The organism is Vreelandella nigrificans, assembly GCF_002374315.1.
GTDB lineage: Bacteria > Pseudomonadota > Gammaproteobacteria > Pseudomonadales > Halomonadaceae > Vreelandella > Vreelandella nigrificans.
In genome coordinates, this window is sequence record NZ_NWUX01000002.1 from 101009 (window position 1) to 122046 (window position 21038).

General features: G+C 54.7%; 18 protein-coding genes. 4 read left to right on the forward strand and 14 right to left on the reverse strand.

Annotated elements, in window-relative coordinates:
- Window positions 1-22 precede the first annotated feature (22 nt).
- On the forward strand, window positions 23-493 hold the full coding sequence (locus CPA45_RS03655; RefSeq protein WP_279628793.1) for a transcriptional regulator: 471 nt from the start codon (window positions 23-25) through the stop codon (window positions 491-493).
- A gap of 31 nt (window positions 494-524) precedes the next feature.
- Here CPA45_RS03655 and CPA45_RS03660 read toward each other — a convergent pair whose 3' ends face one another.
- Genes CPA45_RS03660 through CPA45_RS03685 form a run of 6 tightly spaced genes read right to left on the reverse strand, consistent with a single transcriptional unit; the run spans window position 525 to window position 7548 of the window.
- Window positions 525-2663: an FAD-dependent oxidoreductase gene (locus tag CPA45_RS03660; RefSeq protein ID WP_096650289.1), complete on the reverse strand. Its 2139-nt coding sequence runs from the start codon at window positions 2661-2663 to the stop codon at window positions 525-527.
- 33 nt (window positions 2664-2696) lie between these two features.
- The gene (locus CPA45_RS03665) at window positions 2697-3317 is read right to left on the reverse strand and encodes a TIGR04282 family arsenosugar biosynthesis glycosyltransferase (protein WP_096650290.1); all 621 of its coding nucleotides are present in this window, start codon (window positions 3315-3317) and stop codon (window positions 2697-2699) included.
- Window positions 3307-3981 carry a TIGR04283 family arsenosugar biosynthesis glycosyltransferase gene (locus CPA45_RS03670; RefSeq protein WP_279628794.1) on the reverse strand — a complete coding sequence of 225 codons (675 nt, stop codon included), beginning with the start codon at window positions 3979-3981 and terminating at the stop codon, window positions 3307-3309. Before CPA45_RS03670 ends, CPA45_RS03665 begins: the two co-directional genes overlap by 11 nt.
- A 31-nt stretch (window positions 3982-4012) precedes the next feature.
- The gene (locus CPA45_RS03675; RefSeq protein ID WP_096650292.1) at window positions 4013-4648 is read right to left on the reverse strand and encodes an ATP-binding cassette domain-containing protein; all 636 of its coding nucleotides are present in this window, start codon (window positions 4646-4648) and stop codon (window positions 4013-4015) included.
- Complete coding sequence (locus CPA45_RS03680) at window positions 4645-6327, reverse strand: ABC transporter permease (RefSeq protein WP_096650293.1); 1683 nt, start codon at window positions 6325-6327, stop codon at window positions 4645-4647. Before CPA45_RS03680 ends, CPA45_RS03675 begins: the two co-directional genes overlap by 4 nt.
- A 3-nt stretch (window positions 6328-6330) precedes the next feature.
- Entirely contained in the window at window positions 6331-7548 is a 1218-nt protein-coding gene (locus CPA45_RS03685) for an ABC transporter substrate-binding protein (protein WP_096650294.1), read from the reverse strand.
- 257 nt (window positions 7549-7805) lie between these two features.
- Here CPA45_RS03685 and CPA45_RS03690 point away from each other — a divergent pair, with 257 nt between their 5' ends.
- Window positions 7806-8990, forward strand: coding sequence for a transporter substrate-binding domain-containing protein (locus tag CPA45_RS03690; protein WP_208858454.1), 1185 nt, complete (start codon window positions 7806-7808; stop codon window positions 8988-8990).
- 119 nt (window positions 8991-9109) lie between these two features.
- Here the strand turns inward: CPA45_RS03690 and CPA45_RS03695 are convergent, their stop codons facing one another.
- The 3 genes from CPA45_RS03695 to CPA45_RS03705 all read right to left on the reverse strand — a co-directional run bounded on the left by CPA45_RS03695 (window position 9110) and on the right by CPA45_RS03705 (window position 11307).
- Window positions 9110-10144: a phosphotransferase family protein gene (locus CPA45_RS03695; protein ID WP_096650296.1), complete on the reverse strand. Its 1035-nt coding sequence runs from the start codon at window positions 10142-10144 to the stop codon at window positions 9110-9112.
- A gap of 80 nt (window positions 10145-10224) precedes the next feature.
- Window positions 10225-10479, reverse strand: a complete 255-nt coding sequence (locus CPA45_RS03700) for a hypothetical protein (RefSeq protein ID WP_096650297.1) — start codon at window positions 10477-10479, stop codon at window positions 10225-10227.
- 72 nt (window positions 10480-10551) lie between these two features.
- A complete protein-coding gene (locus CPA45_RS03705; protein WP_096650298.1) occupies window positions 10552-11307 on the reverse strand; it encodes an SDR family oxidoreductase in 756 nt (251 codons plus the stop codon).
- A 158-nt stretch (window positions 11308-11465) separates the two neighbouring features.
- Between CPA45_RS03705 and CPA45_RS03710 the strand changes: the two genes are divergently transcribed.
- Window positions 11466-12383, forward strand: a complete 918-nt coding sequence (locus tag CPA45_RS03710; protein WP_096650299.1) for a LysR family transcriptional regulator — start codon at window positions 11466-11468, stop codon at window positions 12381-12383.
- Between the two features lie 6 nt (window positions 12384-12389).
- On the forward strand, window positions 12390-13580 hold the full coding sequence (locus tag CPA45_RS03715; protein ID WP_096650300.1) for a low temperature requirement protein A: 1191 nt from the start codon (window positions 12390-12392) through the stop codon (window positions 13578-13580).
- A gap of 50 nt (window positions 13581-13630) precedes the next feature.
- Here CPA45_RS03715 and CPA45_RS03720 read toward each other — a convergent pair whose 3' ends face one another.
- The 5 genes from CPA45_RS03720 to CPA45_RS03740 form a co-directional block, all read right to left on the reverse strand.
- Window positions 13631-14470, reverse strand: a complete 840-nt coding sequence (locus CPA45_RS03720) for an alpha/beta hydrolase (RefSeq protein ID WP_244287518.1) — start codon at window positions 14468-14470, stop codon at window positions 13631-13633.
- Window positions 14471-14573: 103 nt separating this feature from the next.
- Window positions 14574-17420, reverse strand: a complete 2847-nt coding sequence (locus CPA45_RS03725; protein WP_096650302.1) for a valine--tRNA ligase — start codon at window positions 17418-17420, stop codon at window positions 14574-14576.
- Window positions 17421-17623: 203 nt separating this feature from the next.
- Window positions 17624-18055, reverse strand: coding sequence for a DNA polymerase III subunit chi (locus CPA45_RS03730; protein WP_096650303.1), 432 nt, complete (start codon window positions 18053-18055; stop codon window positions 17624-17626).
- Between the two features lie 89 nt (window positions 18056-18144).
- Complete coding sequence (locus CPA45_RS03735) at window positions 18145-19266, reverse strand: branched-chain amino acid aminotransferase (protein ID WP_096650304.1); 1122 nt, start codon at window positions 19264-19266, stop codon at window positions 18145-18147.
- A 153-nt stretch (window positions 19267-19419) separates the two neighbouring features.
- Window positions 19420-20940 carry a leucyl aminopeptidase gene (locus CPA45_RS03740; RefSeq protein ID WP_096650305.1) on the reverse strand — a complete coding sequence of 507 codons (1521 nt, stop codon included), beginning with the start codon at window positions 20938-20940 and terminating at the stop codon, window positions 19420-19422.
- Window positions 20941-21038 lie beyond the last annotated feature (98 nt).

Genomic DNA, 21038 nt, shown 5'->3' on the forward strand with positions numbered 1-21038 from the left:
GAATTAATGATTCAATCAAAAGGTGAACCGTTATTCAACTGTTATTGAACAATCGCTTCACATTGGCGGCATGAATGAAAAAATAATGTTTGCCGAGCGCTTAAAAGCCGCCATGCAAGCGGCTGGTTACGATGAACGGCCATCAGTGCTGGAGCGAGAGTTCAATCTGCGCTACTGGGGGAAGCCAATTACCTTTCAGGCTGTACGTCGCTGGCTGCGTGGCGACTCGATCCCAAGCCAGGACAAACTGCAGGTGCTGGCACGGTGGCTATCTGTTGATCCCCATTATTTACGCTATGGGGAAGCCGCCGCGTATAATATCAACGAGTCTTCTGCTTCCTGGGATGTTTCCTCCAGCAGCGAGGAGCGACAAATGTTGTCGCTATATCGCAGCCTGCCAGCGGCGCAACAAAAAGTTGTACGCGAAGTGATGGAGACGTTTGCCAAAGCATATTCGGTGCCAGACAGCCCAAATAAGCGACTGCTCGACTAACGATGGAGAGCTATTCGCAGCCTCTTCAGGTTTAGTCGCCACGCCGCCAATTGAAGTAGCGCTTCAATAATGCCAGCACTCGCTCTGGCTTGTGGGCGTTTTTCCACACGCCTGCGGTGGCCTTGGCGGCCTCACCCAGGGTCGGGTAAGGGTGTATCGTACCCAGCAGCTTATTTAGCCCCAGTCCATGCTTCATGGCGATAGTAAATTCACCCAACCACTCCCCAGCGTTTTCTGCCACGATGGTTGCGCCTAGGATTTTGTCTTTTCCGGGCACCGTGAGTACCTTGATAAACCCTTCAGTAGCACCTTCGGCGATGGCACGGTCGCTTTCGCTCATGGAGTAATGGGTGACCTCAAACGCCACACCTTTGGCGGTCGCCTCTTTTTCGTTTAGCCCGACCCGAGCTACTTCCGGCTGAACATAGATGACGGCGGGCATGAAGCGGTAATCCACCACAAAACTTTTTAGTTCGCCAAACAGCGCATTGACTGCGGCATGCCACGCTTGATGAGCAGCGGCGTGGGTGAGCTGAAAAGGCCCTGCCAAATCACCACAGGCCCAAATATTGGGTAATCGGGTTTGCAAACGTTCGTTAAGCGCCAAGGTGCCACCTTGGGTGGTCGTAATGCCTAGCGCTTCGAGCCCTAAGCCTTCCACGTTGGCTTGCCGTCCAGCACTCACCAACAGGTAGTCGAATTCAAAAAGAGTGCGTTCGCCATTATGCTCGACCACCAATTGGTGCTGCTGGTCGTGCTGGCAGACTTCCAGCGCCTTGGCGCTCGTTATTACGGTAACGCCTTCTTGGGTGAGCGTGCGCTCAAGGTATTCGCCCACTTCCGTATCTTCACGACCGAGCAGTTGTGGTGCTCCCTCTATTAGTGTCACTTGGCTGCCTAAGCGGGCAAAACTTTGGCTAAGCTCACAGCCAATAGCGCCCCCTCCCAGTACCACTAAGCGCTTAGGCAATTTGGTGAGCGACCATAAGTTTTCCGAGGTGAGGATAGGGGCGTGCTCAATACCGGGCAGTGGTGGCACCCAAGGGCGTGCGCCGGTGGCCAGCACGATATGCCGCGCAGTCAGAACTTTCTCGCCTACCTTAATTTCCCAGGGTGACGTTAGGGTGGCGTGGTCTTGGTATACGTCCACGCCCAGTTTGGTGTAGCGCTCAACGCTATCGTGGGGTTCTATGTCACTAATGGCTTGATGGACATGGCCCATCACTTTGCTGAAATCAATCTCTGGTTCGCTGGCGCTGACCCCAAAGCGTTTAGCCGTGCGGATTTCATGGGCAGCACGGGCGGCGCGAATCAGTGCTTTAGAGGGCACGCAGCCTGTATTCAAACAGTCACCACCCATTTTGTGCTTTTCCACCAGGGCGACTTTGGCTTTTACAGCACTGGCGATATAGCTGGTGACGAGCCCCGCTGAGCCGCCACCAATCACCACGATGTCGTAATCAAAATGAGAAGGGCGGGTAAAGCCACGGTAAGCGTTGCGCTTTTGTACCGCCAGAGCAATGCGCCGTGCTATCCAGGGGAATACCGCCAGCAGCGCAAACGAGGCAATCAGTGTCGGTGAAATAATACCGCTCAGATTTTCTAGCTCACCTAGTTGCCCGCCTGCGTTCACATAAACCGCTGTACCGGGCAGCATGCCTAGTTGGCTAACCCAGTAGAAGGTGGTGGTTTTAAGTCGCGTTAGCCCCATCACTAGGTTAATCATAAAGAAGGGGAAGATTGGCACCAGACGCAGGGTGAAGAGATAAAGTGCTCCGTCTTTCTCCACGCCCCGGTTCACCGTTTCAAACTGGCGAGGAAAGCGCTTTTCAATTGGCTGGCGGAACAGAAAGCGCGAGAGCAGGAAAGCCAGTGTTGCGCCGATGGTGCTGGCAAAAGAGATAATCAACAGCCCCCAACCCAAGCCAAACAAGGCGCCGCCCAACAGCGTCAGCAGTGCAGCACCGGGCAGCGACAGTGTCGCCATAATCACATACACCGCAAAGAAGATACCCGCTACCTGCCAAGGGGATTGCTGAAAGGCTGACTGGAAATCACTGCGATAAGCTTGCAGCGTTTCCAAGTTGAAAAACGTGTGGGCGCCGCTTAGGTAGAAGCCAAGCACGGCCAGTAGCAGCAGGGTGATAATCAGCAGTCGTTGTCGGTTCAATGAGGGCTTCCTAAGGGTGTTGTGGGATCAGGGTCATTGCTGAGCATGCAGAGAGTGCTGCCAGCGCAGCCAATCTTCGGGGCGATCAATGTCCCACATGGTGTCGGGGAAAGCAGTCTCGAGGGCTTGTGCGGCAAGTCGCTGGCGAGTGACGTTGAGTACTTGATCGGTGCCCCAGGGGATATTCTCAAACAAGCTGGGGTAGTCGTCGTGAGTGCCAATCAAGCCGTAGCCGCCATCTTCAGCAGGTAAAATAACCACCGGAACACTTTTTAGCGCGGTACTGCACAGCTTTAACATGGCAACAGTAATACTGGGGCAATCCGTGCCCATCACCATGGCCGGGCCTTGGGCGCTCTTCAGCGCATGGCGAACCCGCATCCCCACATCACCCTGCTGTTGGGCGGCAAGCGTTATCCCGTAATGGGTCTGTAATTCCCTAAACAGCGGGTGCTGGTGATCTAGTGAGGTCCATAGCGTAACGTGTTCAGCGCCAAGTGCGTCGCAGGCAGTGGCGACACAGTGGCGTACCATACAGGCGTGGGCTTGCGCCGCACCTTCTGGCCCCAGGCAAGGAATTAAGCGTGTTTTTGCCTGCCCTGGCAGTGGTGCTTTGGCCAAAAGGTGCAAGGTGACCGGTGGTTCAGCGGGCATTGTGGTACTCCTTGGCCAGTTGGCTGGCGCTAACGCCGCGCCAGTAGCGGTAACGTAGCCGCCACATCAGGAAGATGGTTTTCCAGGCGCCAAGCTTATCCCAGCGCCTACCTGAGCTTATCACTTTGGCGCTTAGATAGGCGGGGGGAGCCAGGTTTTTCAGCCGCTTGCTTAGCTCAATATCTTCCATCAGTGGCTGGTCAGGAAAACCGCCAACGATCAAAAACGTCTCTCTGCGCATAAATATGCCCTGGTCGCCGGTGGCGATTCCGGTGCACCGTGAGCGCAGATTCATTAGGATACTGACCATGGGCAATAACCGGCTTTGACCCGCTAAGCGAATATCAAACCGTCCCCAGTCGTGAGTATTTAGTGCGTCTTCGATGCTTGCTACAGCACGCTCTTCATCACCTGGGCAGAAGTGGGTATCAGCATGTAAAAATAGCAGTGCAGGTGCAAGGGCATGGTGTGCACCATGGTTCATCTGTTTTGCTCGGCCTGGCTTACAGGCAAACACTCTATCCGCTAGCGGGGTCGCCAGCACTACGCTGTTATCCGTACTGCCGCCATCCACCACAATCACTTCAACACTGTCAGCACGCAATGGCTGTAGCGGGGCCAGTGCTGCTTCAATACCTGGGGCCTCGTTGAGCATCGGAATCACGATGCTCAACCTGGGAGGGGGGGCGCTGTCGTTAACCAAGGGCAATGATTGGACCTCCAGCTGCGGCAGCATCAGCCTCGTCGTGGGTGACCAGTAGCGTCGGCAGCCCCGCTTCTCGTAGCTGGCCGAACACCAGGGTACGCATTTCCTGGCGCAGCGCCGTGTCTAGTTTGGAGAAAGGTTCGTCCAGCAGCACCGCTTGAGGCTGGGAAAGCAGGAGACGCATCAGCGCCACTCTGGCTTGCTGGCCGCCGGAAAGGGTGGCCGGGTCGCGGGCTTCAAAGCCCGCTAGCCCCACCTGTTCCAGCGCTTTTGTTATTCGCTCGGTTTTGTTCTGGGTGCGACGGGGCAGGCCAAAGCGGCAATTACCTGCCACGCTCAAATGGGGAAACAGCATCGGGTCCTGGAATAGCAGGCCAATGCCCCGCTGTTCGGCGGGCAGTGTATCCAGGCGTTTATCGCCTAAATAGAGCTCACCTTGGGCCTGAAAGGCCGGTGATAAAAAACCGGCTAGATAAGCCAGTAACGTGGACTTTCCCGAGCCGGAAGGGCCCATCACCGTGAGTACTTCCCCAGGTGCTATATGCTGATTTATGGCGAGCAGCGTTTGGCCTTCCAGGGTGATCTTCATTTGCTTGATGTGCAAAATTTGGGGGATGGGGGTCATGCAGCTCCTCGCATCTGGCGGCGTTTTGCCCACACTAAGCGGGGAATCAATAGCGCCAGACTAAAACCAATAAAGGGCAGTAGTGCTTGTAGAAGTGCCAATACCGCGATGAGTCGCCGGTTGCCGCCTGATGCCATGGCAACGGCTTCGGTGGTAATGGTAGGGACGCGCCCACCGCCGAGCAGTAGTGTTGGTAAATACTGCCCGATGCTGACTGCTAAACTCACCGCGCAGGCGGTTAGCAGCGGGGCTAGCAGTAGCGGTAGGCGTATTTGCCAGAAGGCTCGCCAGGGTGGAGCACCCAGTGACAGTGCCACTTGAACCCAACGCGGGTCTAGCCGCCGATAGGCTTCTGAAAGGGATAAATAGAGATACGGCACTACAAATAGCAGGTGGGCGGCTACTACCAGGGCGTGCTGGGGGCGAATGCCAACGCTTTCAGCGGCTACAACCAGGCCAAACAGAAAGGCGACTTGTGGCACGATCAGCGGCAAATACAGTAGCCACTGTACCCGCCGGGCGGGTAGGTGGTGGCGTGCTGCGTGCTCCAGTGTTGCTACGACCAGGAACGCAGCAATCAGTGTTGCGCTTAGCCCGATACTCAACGTATTGATCAGTGGTGTGGTGACACTGGGCAGAATGCGCTGCCAATGATCCAGCGTAAAGGTGCCCGGCAAAGCATCAGGAAAACGCCAAAAACCTGCCACTGAAAACAGCGCCAGCCCAGCAAGGGCACTCATTGCCAGGAGTGTGACGGTCGACAACAATGCTCGGCCGCCAAACGCAATTGCTGCTGAGCCTGATAGGCGAGACCCATTGACTAACCATCGTTGGCTAAGGCGTTGGACAGCCTGTTCTCCCAGCCACCAGGTGAGTAGTGCCGCCAGGGTAACGCCCAACTGCAGTACCGCCCCGGCAGAGGCCATAAAACGGCGGCTTAAGTCGGGGTCGTTAAACCAAGTGATAATCGAAACACTTAGTGTTGGTGGTAGGGTCGGGCCAAGAATCAGCGCCATATCCACTACGGAGGTTGCATAGGCAATCACCGCGTAAACTGGCAGCCGAATCAATGGGTAGAGGGCTGGGAAAACGCACTTTAACCAAGCAATACTTGGGGCGTAGCCTAGTGAGCGGGCCAGGGTCACTCGGCGCTCGGGGTGGAGTTGCGCCAATGCCGCCAAGCTCATCAGCAGTAAAAAGGGTACTTCTTTAAGTACCAGACCTGCCATTAGCGCGAGCCCCAGCGGGTCGTTGACGATCAGTAGGTCGGGGGGGCGCTCCCACCCCGTTACTCCAGGCGAGAGCCAGCGTGCCAGCAGCCCTGAAGGGGCAATCAAAAAGGCTAAGCCAAAGGCCACGGCCGCATGGGGAATAGCCAGCAACGGCGAGACTAAGCGCCGAATAGTACGGTCAAGCCAGGTGCCTTGGTTGGCGGCCAGAAATAGCACCACGATAAACAGGGCGACTAGGGTGGTGATGAGACCGCTGAAGTAGCTCAGGAGTATTGAGCGGTGCAGACCGGCGCGTGCCCACAATGCTTGCCACGCCTCCAGGTGGAAGGTGTCGCCCCCCAGGACTGGCAAATAACCAAAGGCAGGCAGCAGCACCATTAGTAGTCCTGCCGCCAAAGGAACGGTGAGTAACGCTATCATCACCCAAGGTGCTAAACGCAGTAGCATTGCTTAGTTCACATAGCGTGTTTGCCATGCTTCAGCAATGGCATCGACCCAGCTTGGGTGCGGCTGCCCCAGGAGTTCACCAAGCTCACTCGGTGGCAGTGTCGCGATACCCAGATCAATATCATCAAACAGTGCGCGCTCCTCGGGCGACAGCATGTCCATGGCTAAGATCGTGCCGCTTCCCCACACTTTCGGATCCTGCTTTTCAGCCTGTGCTTCTGGTGACATTAGGTAGTTGGCCACCACCATGGCGCCTGCTTTGTGTTGGGCGTTATAGGGAATGGCCATAAAGCTCATATTGCCAATCATACCGCTATCATGGACGTAGCTTCTGACGGTGTCAGGCAGCTCATGGTTAGCGATAGCCCCGGAGGCTTCGGTGGCGCTAAACGACAGTGCAATGCTGATTTCACTGTCGCCCATCAGGCTGCGCAGGTCAGCGCTGTTGGAAGGAAAGGCACGCCCCGAGCGCCACAGGTGAGGATGTAGCTCATCGAGAAACTCCCACAGTGCTGCCGTGGCGGTATCAAAATCCTCTGCCTGCATGGGTTCGTAGAAGAGCTTGGTGCTGTCGCTTAGTTCCAGCATCGCCTGGGTAATAAACGCATTGCCCAAAAAGTTGGGTACCTGCGGGTAAGTGAATTCACCGGGATTGAGCGTGGCCCACTCAAGTAGCTCTGCCATGTTGTTCGGATGGTTTTCAACCAGTGCCGTGTCGTAATAAAAAACTACCTGGGAGCTGCTCCAGGGGGATTCCAGGCCATCCACTGGAATTGTCCAGTCGTAGCGCACGGCGGGCGTGTTGTCAGGATCGGTTAACGGATAGTGGGGCATAGCATCCGCCCAGGGACCGAACAGCAGCCCATTAGCTTTCATGGCGGCAAAGTTTTCGCCGTTAATCCAGATCATATCCACGCTACCGCGCTCGTCGTTGCCCGCTTGCTTTTCAGCCAGTACGCGAGACACCGCTTCAGATGTATCACCGAGTTTAACGTGAACCAGTTCTACGCCGTAGCGGGCATCGACCTGCTGTGCCACCCAACTGATATAGGTGTTAATGCGCTCTTCACCGGCCCAGGCGTTCCAGTAAACAGTTTGGCCTTTGGCTTCCGCCATTATGCTTTGCCAGTCACTGGTGTGGGGGGTAGCCGCTGCCGGAAGGGCAAGGGCCAGCACTGCCATAGCAACCGTAGCACGTAGGGAGTTGCGGTTATTCGGCATCGCACACCTCATATTGAGTAAGTTCGAAACGTTATCCACGGTAGCCTTCTTGTAAGTGTTAGGTTTTATTCATCAGATTCCACGCTAGTATTGGCAATATTATCACCTGAGCTGGTATCCGATTTTATTGAACCACTATAAATGCCTTTGAGGGCCATTTGTTGCCGGTATTCCCACTCTTAATTGGTGATGCCATTGTCTGTGTAAGGGGAAATCCAGGCACATAAGGTGCAGGGGCTGCTCAACAGGAAGAGTATATGACTAGACAAAAGAATGGTTGGAGGATGAAAAGGCACTTGGTAGCTGTCGGCCTAATACTGGCCGGGAGGGCGCGAGGGAAAAGAGGGTGTAGATTTCAGCTGGTCTTTTATGCAGTCTTGGCGCTTATTGCACTAGGTGCAACGCAGGTGGTAGCGCAGGATGTCTCGGAAGCAGAACTCACCACCGGTATAACGGTTGGTGTCTATGTTAGCCCACCTTTTGTTGAAGACCGTGGCGAAGGGCAATATTCCGGGATAGCTATCGAGTTATGGGAAATCGTTGCAGAGCGGTTGGGGCTTGATTTTCACTACGCTAAATACCCTACCTTTCGTGATCTTGTGCGGGCTACTGCCGAAAACGAGGTCGATGCGGCGGTGACCAACCTGACCATTACCCGTGACCGCGCTGAAACTATCGCTTTCACGCAGCCTTGGTATGATGCTGGGCTGCGGATCATGGTGCCAGATCAGGGGGGCGGTGGCTTTTGGGGCGTCGTGGGCGGACTCCAAGATGCTGGCCATCTGAAGGCCTATGCCTGGCTTCTGTCAATTATTGCCTTTGCCACCATCGCTCTGACATTGTTCGACCGCCGCTTTGATCCCGATTTCCCTAGACTTTGGCGCGAGGGTGTTGCGGAGAGCTTCTACCACGTCATGCTCGCTGTTACGTCGAAGCGTATCGCACGCAAGAATCTATTCGGCTGGGTCGGGCGTTTCTGGCAAGCCATCTGGTTGGCCGTTGGTGTTGTGATTATCGCTTATATAACGTCGTCCGTGACCAGCGTGATGACCACCGTATCTCTGACGCGGGGTATTACGGCACTATCTGATCTGCCAGGGAAAACCATAGGTGTTTTCACCGGCAGTGCAGCAGAGAAGTATCTGCAAGAACTTGGTATCTCCACGCGCTCTTTTCCCAACATTGATGTTTCAGTCAATGCGTTACAAGAGGGGCGGGTCGACGCAATCGTCGGGGATGCGCCGATTCTCGAACATTATGCCCATACCCACTTTGAAGAGAGGTTGGAGGTGGTCGGGAACCTGTTTCACCCAGACAAATACGGCTTTGCCTTTCCACACGAAAGTAGCCTTACATTGCCTATCACCTTGCAGATACTGGACCTGCAAGAGGATGGCACCTTGGAGAGCTTGAAACTGAGATATTTTGGCAGCGGGAGATGACGTACATTCACGTGGGGCAGCGGATTATCTCAAGTGAACCACCTCAAGTGAACCACCTCAAGCGAAGCACCCCAAACAAGTTGATGATCCAGAAAACTGAATTGAGTCAGTTCGAAGCGTTATAGGGAGGCTTGCAAACACTGGAGCTCGCTGTGAACGTGATCAATGATTGGCAGTGAGAGGTAGTGCTCAACACGGTCGCGCACGTGGGCAATCACCGCAGCATCGGTGAGTTCTGCCGACCAGTCCTGACCGCGATATTCGGTATCCCTGCTGTGCAGGTACTGGGCACGCCACTTAGCGCACCAGGTAAGCGACCACAGCCAGGTAGCGCGGCGGCAGGCCACCAGGGTTTCCGCACTCGGTGTTTCACCCATAGATGCCTGCCAGCGGCGGTAAAAGGTGATCACCTCATCCATGGTAAGCACCGCTTGGCTATTAACATCCCAGGTGGTCGAGGTGTAAAGCGAGGTGTGGGCTAAATCAATGCCTGGTAGGCCGTAGCGGCACTTTTCCAGATCCACCAAAATCGCACGACCATCCTGAGTGACCAGAAAATTGCCGGGATGAGTATCAAAGCTGATCAGACAGCGCTTGGCATCTGACAGTGTAGAGGGCAGTGCATCCAGCTCGTCGCGAATACGTACGATAATCTCTGTATTCAAGTCGGCTTTTTCCAACCACTCTGCCTGGCGGCTGACTTCATCGCGCATGGCCTGCCATGGGTCGGCAGGTGCTAGTAGTGGTTCGGTATGCTCTGGTAGCGCTAAGCGGTGCAAGCTGGCCAGGGTCTCAGCGATGCGCGGTAAATCCTGCGGCAGTTGCGCCAGTCGGCCTTTAACAGCATCCACCAGCAGCCCGCCACGGGGCAGGGTCACGCTGACTGACAGAACACCATGCAGATGTGGTACATGTCTCCCTTGGCTGGCCCGCTTATAGCAGGCGGCTTCATAAGCCAGATTATCCGCAGGTGCCAGGTTCATCTGACTCTGCTTGGGTAGCCGCGCAACCCAATCATTGCCATCGCGATGAATCCACACATGGTCGTGGGCCAGCCCGGTATCTGCCATTGATGAGAGCGATTGGTAAGCAATCCCCGCCTGTTGCAGGGTGCTTTTCAGTGCCTGCAAGCGCGCCTCTACAGGTGTGGGCATTGAGCTGTCCGTGTCGTTATATGTTGAGTGATGTAAATTATAATTATGTGTCACGGCCCCTAGGAAATGTTTAATGGTGCTCAGAGATACTTTTTCTTAACCAGGTAGGCAATGATGACGGGGACTAAGAAAACGATCAAAAAGAACGGCAACTCATACATAAAGGAGTATCCCGCGTGAACTACGCCGACCCATAAATTGATACAAGAAGCGAATAACCAGAGGACAGCAAAGACAATGAAATAGTGGGGGCGAAAAGCAGGTGCGAGCCTGCCAGCAAATGCCAGAATAGCAAAGAGTACCAAACCAGCGCAGATAATCATCAGCGTGTGCATATGAACCTCCAGTGCAAGAGAGCGCTTTAATTATGCAGAATCGACTGGCACTGAGCCAGCCGATTTGCTTGATTAGCGCGTTGTATAGCCGCCGTTGGCAAAAATCGTTTGTCCGGTAATCCACCAACCGTCTGTTGCTAGGAAGCGGATAATGGGGGAAATGTCTTCGATCTTGGTAAGGTCCCCATTGAGTGATTGGGATTTATGGAACCCCACCCTTTCTGGAGTTTCCTGCCCGTAGAAGAAAGGGGTGTCCATGGGGCCTGGACCGACGGCGGTTACCGAAATGCCGCGTCCCGCAAACTCTTTGGCCGCCGCACGAGTGAAATGCTCCACAGGGGATTTGCCTCCAGCATAGGTGGAGTAGCCGTCAGTAAAGGCAGCGAGTAAGGAGGTGACAACGGTGATGACCTTGCCGTGGTCGTTTAGATGCTTGCCTGATTCCTTAATGAAGAAATAAGCTGCCTTGGCATTGATATCGAACATGGTGTCATATTCGTCTTCGCTCGTCTCCACTATGGGCTTGCGCAGCACCATACCTGCTGTGTTGATGGCTACGTCGATGCCTCCGAATGTATTTTTGGCTTCTAGAAAAAGTGCCTCCACATTGGCTGGCTTGGTTAAATCAGCTTGGGTCATGTAGGCGTCGCTACCCAAGTTTTTCACCGCATTAACCGTGTCTTCGGCCTCGGCACGAGTGGCATCGCTGTTGTAATGCACCACGACTTTGGCACCTTCTTGCGCAACTTCACGGCTTAGGAGGCCGCCGAGGTTTTTCGCACCACCAGCGATAAGTACTACTTTGTCTTTAAAATCGTATGCCGCCATGTTTATCACCTTTTTGGTATTTTGGGATCAAATGCGGTTGCTTTTACGCCGAGCATTGATATCGGCTTGCAGACTCATTCTCGTCAGGCTTGGCATTGGTATAAACCGGCGTAAACTGACAGCATTTGTCGAGAATTACGAACAATAAGGTGAGGGGAATGGATCGGCTCGAAAGGCTGCATATTTTTACCCGCGTGGTTGATTGCATGAGCTTCACACGTGCTGCGGAGAGTCTTAGTATTCCTCGCTCTACGGTATCGACAGCGGTGAAAGATTTAGAGAGTGCGTTGGGGGCTCGGTTAATTAATCGTACGACACGGGCACTTGATGTCACCCAAGAGGGCCAGCTGCTGTATAAGCAGTCACTGTTACTGTTGGAGGATTACGAGCGGCTGGCAGGTGCCTTTTCTACTGAAGTGGGGGCCCCCAGTGGCAAGCTGCGTATCAATGTCCCTGGGCGACTAGGCCGGCGGGTGTTAGTACCAGCACTTCCAGATTTCCTCGACCAGTACCCGGATATCGATATTCAGATGGGGGTGACTGACCGAGCGGTGGATTTGGTAGGCGAGGGTGTGGACTGCGTGATCCGAGTGGGGGCGCTGGCAGATAGCAATCTTATTGCCCGGCCGCTTGGCAGTTTGCCGCTATGCAATTGTGCGAGCCCTGCTTATCTAGCCCGCTTTGGTATTCCTAAGACGACCGAGGATCTATCCACGCATCGCATTGTTGCGTTCGTTTCGTCCATGACGGGCAGCGTTGAGAGCTGGGAGTATGAGCAAGAAGGTCGGGTGGAGAGTGTATTGCTTCCTGCCCGGGTCACCGTGAACACGGCAGAAGCACTCATTGCTGGTGCACTGGCTGGCCTGGGGCTAATTCAGGTCCCTCGTTACGATGTGCTCCATCACCTGGAGTCAGGAAGGCTGGTGAGTATCCTGCCGATGGCAGTACCCGAGCCCATGCCTATCACTTTGTTGTATCCACATCGTGAGCACATGACGCGGCGTCTCGAAGCATTTATAGACTGGGTAGTGCCGGTATTACAGAGCCAAGTGCTGAGGTCGTCAAATCAGGAGTAATGATCAATGACGTTAAGAAATTTTCCTGTCTGGCGTAAACCACGCCACCACCTGGATGCTGAGGATGCCAACGATCATGTGCATTGGGTAGAGCTGTTTTTTGATTTGGTGCACGTCGTCACCATCTTTATGCTGGGCAACTTCCTGTCTAACCATCTTGATATTTCTGGGTTTTTGGTTTTTTCAGGTATGTTTTTGGCGGTATTCTTTGCCTGGGCTGACAGTTCTGTCTACAACTCTTTATATATCTCGACAGATATTCCCCACCGAACAATTATGGCGTTTCAGATAGTGACCATGATGGTCATCGCGGCAGCTATTCCGGAAGTGCTAGAGGGAGGGTGGGTCTATTTCGCGCTTGGCTATGCTTTCAATCGGGCGTTGACGGCTTATTTGTACTGGCGAGCGAGGCGTGTGGGAGCAGAAACAACGTCACTGGCTGCTGAACAGGGGCGTAATTTCTTTATACTTGCCGGACTCTTTGCCTTGTCCGCTGTGTTACCTCGACCACTTGCCTACTGGGTCTTTGGCGCCGGAATTGTACTGATACAGTTACAGTATATGTTGCCACGTATAGGTACGCTGCGCTTTGAGCGCTTCAGCCCTCGGCTACACCATATCTCAGAGCGGTTTGGCCTGTTGATGCTGATTTTGCTAGGCGAAGGCTTCTTTAAACTGGTCGTCACGCTCAGCCAAAAGAGTATCAGCTTGGTAGGGCCAGATACGCTGGTTAATTTTATTATGGGTGGCCTTTCCCTGTTTGCGTTGGCTTGGATCTATTTCGATTGTGTGGGAAATGCTCAGCCCAAAAGCCAAAAAACAGCATTTATAGTAACGTATTGGCTTACCCATATTGCCATCATGTGGAGCGCAGTACTGGTTGGAGTCGCACTGGCAGGCGAGGTTTATGTTGGGTTTATGGAACCCTACCCATTGGGCTATGGCATGATTGGTAACATTGGCTTGGTGGTCTTTTTGGGCTCTCTTTGGATCTTGCAGCATGTGGTAGAAGGGCGTGATACAACTCGGCGCTATCATTCTGCTGGCGTAAGAGTTTTTGGAATCGTGGTGACCTTGCTGTTATTCGCGATCTTCCCCTATGTACCGTCTGTCGTGGGCAACTTGGTTTGGGGGATAGCGTTGTTTTCCCAGGTTGCAGTGCCCTTTTATCGTGCAGTACAGGATGAAATAAGATAGGTGAGTATAGAAAGCAGCAGCTTAAAGCGCAGATTGGCTAAGTTGAGCAATTAAGTATGCTCACCGTTGTTGTAAGCGCGCAAAAAGGCATCGATTCCCTCGGAATAGGCCGGCTCACTATCCCTGAAGCCGGTGTTGTGACCGCCATAAATCTCCAGTAGCTGCTTTGGTTCCTGGGCTGCCCGGTACACCGCTTCACCTTCGGTGAAGGGAATGATTTTATCGTCACGGCTGTGGATCACCAGTAGCGGTACCGAGATACGTGCAACGTATGTCTCTACTGGGTAGTTGATACGTGCCAGCCAGCGCGCTGGCAGGAAGGGGTAGAGCTGCTGAGCGAGATCTGGCACCGAGCGAAACGGTGACTCAAGGATTACCGCTGCGGGCGTTGTTTGTTGCCCTTCGAGGCTCGCGGCAAGTTCTGCGGCTACTGCCGCGCCCAGCGAGCGGCCAAATAAGATGATCTCGTCGGTCTCACTTTCGGCCTCATCGCGCAGCCAGTGCCAGGCGGCGCGAGCATCCAGTGCAGTGCCTGCTTCGGAAGGACGACCCTCGCTATGGCCATAGCCGCGATAATCGACGATGAATACCGACAGCCCCAAGCGGTGGAACTGAGCGATGCTCTCCAACCGGTGGGAAATATTGCCCGCATTGCCGTGGAAGAACAGCAGGTTGGCGCGGGGCTCTGGGGCGGGTATCCACCAGGCATTAAGGGCCACACCGTCTTCGGTGGTTAGCGTCACTTCTTCCCATGCCAACCCCCGCTCGGCTGGGGTGGCAATATGTTCGCGGCCGGCGTTAGGTAGGTACAGCAGGCGCTCCTGGAAGGCCCACATCAGCGCTACCACCAGGGCATAGATAAACGCTAGAACCAGCAGTATTTTCGCCATCGTTCTCGCCATCGTTCTCGCCATAGGGTCGACTCGGCGTTAGTGTAAGCAAAATGCAGACGGCACCCTCAGGTGCCGTCTTTAGTCTAGCTAATCGTTCACTCTATAGCGCTGCGATCTTCGCTTGTTGCTCTTCCAGCAGCTTTTTGGCAGCTTGGAATTCAGCGAGTTTGCCACGCTCTTTCTCCACCACGGCTACTGGAGCTTTGGCGATAAAGCCGTCATTGCCGAGTTTCTTCTCGATGCCGCCGATTAATTTTTCCTGCTTTTCAATTTCTTTAGCTAGGCGTTTTTGTTCAGCATCTTTGTCGATCAGGTCTGCCATCGGCACCAGCACTTCCATATCGCCCACTAGCTGTGTGGCTGAGAGCGGTGCATCGTCTGGGTTGGCTAGCCAAGTAGCGCTTTCCAGTTTAGCCAGCTTGGCTAGGAAGTGGCGGTTGTTTTCCAGGCGCTCGGCGTCTTCCGGTTTGCCTTTGGTCAGCAGTACGTCCAGCGGTTTGCCGGGGGCAATGTTCATCTCGGCGCGGATGTTACGCACTGCGATAATCACACCTTTCAGCCATTCGATATCTCGGGTGGCCTGCTCGTCGATTTTGCTTTCGTCCGCTTCCGGCCAGGCTTGGAGCATGATGGATGCGCCATCACCTACGTAGGTACCTGCCAATGGCGCAACGCGCTGCCAAATTTCTTCCGAGATGTAGGGCATCATCGGGTGGGCTAGGCGCAGAATGGTTTCCAATACGCGAACCAGGGTACGGCGGGTACCACGTTTAGCTTCTGCGCTGGCTTTTTCGTCCCATAAAACAGGCTTGGAAAGCTCCAGATACCAGTCGCAGTACTCGTTCCAGACAAACTCATACAGCGCTTGGGATGCGTGGTCGAAGCGGTACTCATCCATCGCTTTGGTGACTTGGGCTTCGGTTTTCTGCAGCTGGGAGACAATCCAGCGGTCCGCTAGGGAGAGCTCAACTTCGCTACCGTCCATACCGCAATCTTCGCCTTCGGCGTTCATTAGCACGTAGCGGGAGGCATTCCACAGCTTGTTGCAGAAGTTGCGGTAACCATCCAAACGGTTCATATCAAACTTGATATCGCGTCCGGTGGTGGCCTGGGAGAGGAAGGTGAAGCGCAGGGCATCGGTGCCGTGGGCTTCAATACCGTCTTTAAATTCCTCCTTGGTTGCTTTGGCAATTGCTTTGGCCTGCTTTGGCTGCATCATATTGCCGGTGCGTTTTTCTAGCAGTTCATCCAGGCTAATGCCATCGATCAGGTCGATGGGGTCCAGTACGTTGCCCTTGGATTTGGACATCTTCTGGCCTTGGCCGTCGCGTACCAAGCCGTGTACGTAGACGGTTTTGAACGGTACTTCGCCGGTGAACTTGAGTGTCATCATGATCATCCGGGCAACCCAGAAGAAGATGATGTCAAAACCGGTGACCAGTACGCTTGAGGGATGGAAGGTCTCTAGTTCTGGCGTTTTTTCTGGCCAGCCGAGGGTGCCAAAGGTCCACAGCCCCGAGCTGAACCAAGTGTCGAGCACGTCTTCGTCTTGGGTAAGCGTAATACCATCGCCTAGCCCGTGCTTCTCGCGGGCTTCCGCTTCAGTGCGGGCAACGTACACATTACCTTCGGCGTCGTACCAGGCGGGAATGCGGTGGCCCCACCACAGCTGGCGAGAAATACACCAGTCCTGCAGGTCGCGCATCCAGGCGAAGTACATGTTTTCGTAGTTTTTCGGCACGAACTGGATATCGCCATTTTCTACGGCGGCAATAGCGGGCTTGGCCAGTTCTTCCACGGCCACAAACCACTGGTCAGTGAGCAGTGGCTCGATTACATCGCCGGAACGATCGCCATAGGGAAGGGTGTTGTTAACCGCTTCTACCTGCTCCAGCAGGCCCAGGGCATCCATGTCGGCAACAATCTGCTTACGCGCTTCAAAGCGATCCAGTCCCGCGTACTTGGCGGGTAGGGTGGCGTCTTCATCAGGGTGTGGCTGACCTTTAAGGTCGAAGATTTCGGCGCGCTCAAGGATGGTGGCATCCTTGGTGAAGACGTTGATCAACAGATGGTTCTGACGCTTGCCAACTTCATAGTCGTTGAAGTCGTGGGCCGGGGTGATCTTCACGCAGCCGGAGCCTTTTTCCATATCGGCGTGCTCGTCGGCAACGATAGGAATACGGCGGCCCACAAGTGGCAATTCAATAAACTTGCCAACCAGAGAGGCGTAACGGGCATCGTCGGGGTTAACCGCGACACCGGTGTCGCCTAGCAGGGTTTCGGGGCGTGTCGTCGCCACGACCAGATAGTCTTTACCATCGGCGGTTTTGACACCGTCCGCCAGGGGGTAGCGAAAGTGCCAGAAGCTGCCTTGCTGCTCCTTGTTTTCTACCTCCAGATCGGAAATGGCGGTGTGCAGGGTAGGGTCCCAGTTCACCAGCCGCTTACCACGATAGATCAGTTTTTCTTCGTGCAGGCGAACAAACACTTCTTGAACGGCTTTGTAGAAGCCGTCGTCCATGGTGAAGCGTTCGCGAGACCAATCAACACTGGCGCCCATGCGGCGTAGTTGGCGGGTAATATGGCCACCCGACTCCTCTTTCCACTCCCACACCTTGTCGATAAACGCATCGCGACCTAGGTCGTGGCGGGTTTTGCCCTCTTCAGCGGCAAGCTTGCGCTCCACCAGCATTTGGGTGGCGATACCTGCATGGTCGGTGCCTACCTGCCACAGGGTGTTGTTACCCTGCATCCGTTTCCAGCGCGTCAGGGTATCCATAATGGTGTCCTGGAACGCGTGGCCCATGTGTAGGCTGCCGGTCACGTTGGGCGGCGGAATCATGATCGAAAACGGCTTACCACGGCCTGTTGGGGCGAAGCGGTTATCGGCTTCCCAGCGTTCGTACCAGCGGGTTTCGATCTGTTCGGGTTGGTAGGTCTTTTCCATGGAGTTACTCACAGCAGAGACGCCCCGCGTGGCGAGGTGCCAAATTCATTGGTCGAGGATGCAAAATGGTGACAAGTATAGCGCGACTCGGGGTGAGGCGTCAGGGGTGGGTTGTGTTGCGCATGGCGATTAATCCAAGCACGGAGGCGGGCAGTAGCCACCAGACCACTCAAGGGCCTTGGGTGATGCAAGCTGCAGGATTATTACCCTAACTTATGTGGTACTACCTCATGCCCCAGCTCTTTATAACGCTGCCAGCAAGCGCGTTTGGCGACCAATACCTGCTGGTGCTGATTAATAATTTCGGCAATGCGGACGTAGCGCTCCACGCCATCGGGAATATCGGGGTGTAAGTTCAGTAGTGCAGTCTCTTCCGTGGGTACTGGCAGTTGCTGCCACCCCAGCGTAATGGGCACGCTGGCAGCTTCGCCGCTACCTTCTAGTGCGTGGGGAAGGTAAGCGTCAGGGCGGAAATTCCACAGTGCTTCGTCGGCCTGCTCGGCCAGGGCTTTGTCTTCGCAGTGCAGGTGTAGCCGATACCCTTTGCGGTGGATGGTTTCGGCTAGCTTACAGGCGAACTGCAAGCGTGCTTCTAAGGTGGTGTCTGGAAGGATATAAAAATCGATACGTGCCATCAAAGACTCCAGCGGTTCGCGCTTTTTTTCAAAACCCCTCCCTATCACCGCTGTTAGCGGTGATAGGGAGCCGGGTTATACCTGCTGATTTATACCAACCGGGTGAGCCAGCCGTGCTTGTCTTCGCTGTGACCGTACTGTATGTCGAGCAGTTTTTTACGCAGGCGCATGGCAATGTCGTTGTTGCCATCGCCCTGTAAGCGAATACGCTCGTTTTCGGTGACCAGTTCGCCAATCGGGGTAATGACCGCTGCTGTGCCGCAGGCGAACACTTCGGTAATCTCGCCAGACGCTGCGCCTTCGCGCCATTCATCAATGCTGATGGCGCGCTCTTCCGGTGTTAAACCAGCCTCTTTTGCCAGGGTAAGCACGGAGTTGCGGGTAACGCCTTCCAGAATGGTATCGGTTAGTCGAGGAGTTACCAAACGCCCATCTTTATAGACGAAGAACAGGTTCATGCCGCCCAGCTCTTCGAGCCACTTATTTTCGGCAGCATCCAAGAACGCGACCTGGCCGCAACCATTGGCCGTGGCTTCTTGTTGCGCTGCCAACGATGCCGCGTAGTTACCGCCACACTTGGCAAAGCCGGTACCGCCAGGAGCTGCGCGCTTGTAGTGGGAAGAGAGCCAAATAGAAACTGGCTTGAGGCCGCCTTTGAAGTAGGCCGCTGCTGGGGAGGCAATCACGTAGTAATCCACTTCGTGAGCCGCACGTACGCCTAAAAAAGCTTCCGAAGCAATCATAAACGGGCGCAGATAGAGGCTGCACTCGTCGGTATCGCTGGAAGGTGTGGGTACCCAGGCATGGTCTTGGGCCAGCAGTGCTTTCAATGAACCGATGAAATCTTCATCGGAAAGCTCCGGCAACGCTAATCGGCGGGCACTGCGGCGAAAACGCTCGGCGTTTTTCTCTGGGCGGAACGTCCAGATGGAGCCATCAGCATGGCGGTAAGCTTTAACCCCTTCGAAAATTTCCTGGCCGTAGTGCAACACCGAGGCCGCTGGATCGAGGGTTAATGGACCATAAGGGCGTACTTGGTGGCCGTGCCAGTCAGCGTCGACTGTCCAGCGGACGTGAGCCATATGGTCAGTGAAATACTTACCAAAACCTGGGTTTTGCAGAATGTTGTCACGAATCTCATCGGCCATCGGTTGATTGGACGGCAGTATTTCAAAATGAGATTCAAACTGGGTATCTGAAGCTGTGGGCACGGCGTATTCTCTCCGCTATAGCCTAGCCCCGAAGGGCAAGTGTTAGTGTTGTGTAAGGTGTAACATGCGCCCTGAAAACAGCGCGCATGTTAATGCCCTTAGATGTAACGTTAACGTCAACGAAAGGCAACCGTTGATCGCTTGATTGTGGTGTTAGCCGTCACTATTTTCTACTTGTGCATCAGCCTCACGATCAAGTAAATACTGGGTTAACAGCCCTACTGGACGGCCGGTGGCGCCTTTCTGCTTGCCCGACTGCCAAGCGGTTCCCGCGATATCCAGGTGCGCCCAGGGGAAGTGGTCGGCAAAACGCGATAGGAAACATGCGGCGGTGATGGTGCCTGCCGGGCGGCCGCCAATGTTGGCCAGATCGGCGAAGTTGGAGTCCAGCTGTTCCTGATACTCATCCCACAGTGGCAAGTGCCAAGCGCGATCCCAGGCGGCTTCGCCCGCATCGAGTAGGTCCAGCGCCAGGTCATCATCGTTGGAGAGTAGCCCGGTAGCGTGGTGACCAAGCCCAATAATAACGGCGCCGGTCAGGGTAGCAATATCAACCACGCTTGCTGGGGTAAAACGCTCGGCATAGGTGAGTGCATCGCACAGCACCAAGCGACCTTCGGCGTCGGTGTTGAGCACCTCCACCGTCAAACCTTTGAGGGTTTTGATAATGTCGCCGGGTTTAGTGGCCTCGCCATCAGGCATATTTTCAGCAGCGGCGACAATAAATACCACGTTGAGCCTGGGCTTAATTGCTAGCACCGATTTCACGGTACCGAAGACGCTAGCTGCGCCGCCCATATCGAATTTCATTTCGTCCATGCCTTCGCCGGGCTTTAGCGAAATGCCGCCAGTGTCAAAGGTAATGCCTTTACCGATTAGGACATGGGGGGCTTCTTCTGGGTTTTCTGCGCCCTGGTACTTCATCACGATGAGTCGTGATGGCTCTTTGCTGCCACGCCCAACAGAGAGCAACGAGCCTGCTCCCAGTGCTTCCAGCGCGTCCTCATCTAGAATGTCTACTTCAAGCACACCGCTTGAGTCGCGCCCCAGTTGCTCGGCCTGCTCAGCGAGGTAACGGGGTGTACAGACATTGCCAGGCAGGTTGCCCAGGGTGCGGGTATAATTGATTCCCTGACCGATGGCCGTGCCCAGTGCTGCACCCTGCTTCGCCAAGGGGGCCTCGTCGGCGTCGCTGATAATCAGGTTAAGCTTGGCAAGGCTTGGGGCCTTGGTGGGTGCCGACTTAAACTGGTCAAAGCGATAAATCGCCCGCTCCGCTGACTCGAAAGTCTTGCGGGCTTTCCAGGTCGTGTCACGCCCTTCGAGGGGAACATCAGTAAAGGCGACGCTGGCTTCATCCACTGGCAGTTTCGCTAATGCCGTCATCGCTGCATCTAGGGCTTTGATAAAGGCTGCTTCCTGACATTTGTCACGCTCGCCTAGGCCTACCATTAGCAAACGTTCAGCACCAAGACCTGGTGCAAAAGGGACGAGCTGAACGTTGCCAAGCGCTGCATCGAAGTCGCCGCGCTCTAATAATTGGCTAATCAACCGCTCGCTAGCATCGTCTAATTTGGCGACTGCGGGCAATAAGTCGCTACCTTTAAATACGGGGAGAACGAGGCAAGCCGTTTCGGCTGTGGCTGGGTTTGTGGTCTGAACGGAAAATTCCATGACGTCTCCAACAAGACAAGCATCGAGTGATTCGGGATAATGCCCCGTTATTTGATATCCAATTAGTGTACCCAAGCCATGGGCGCATTGCATGGCAA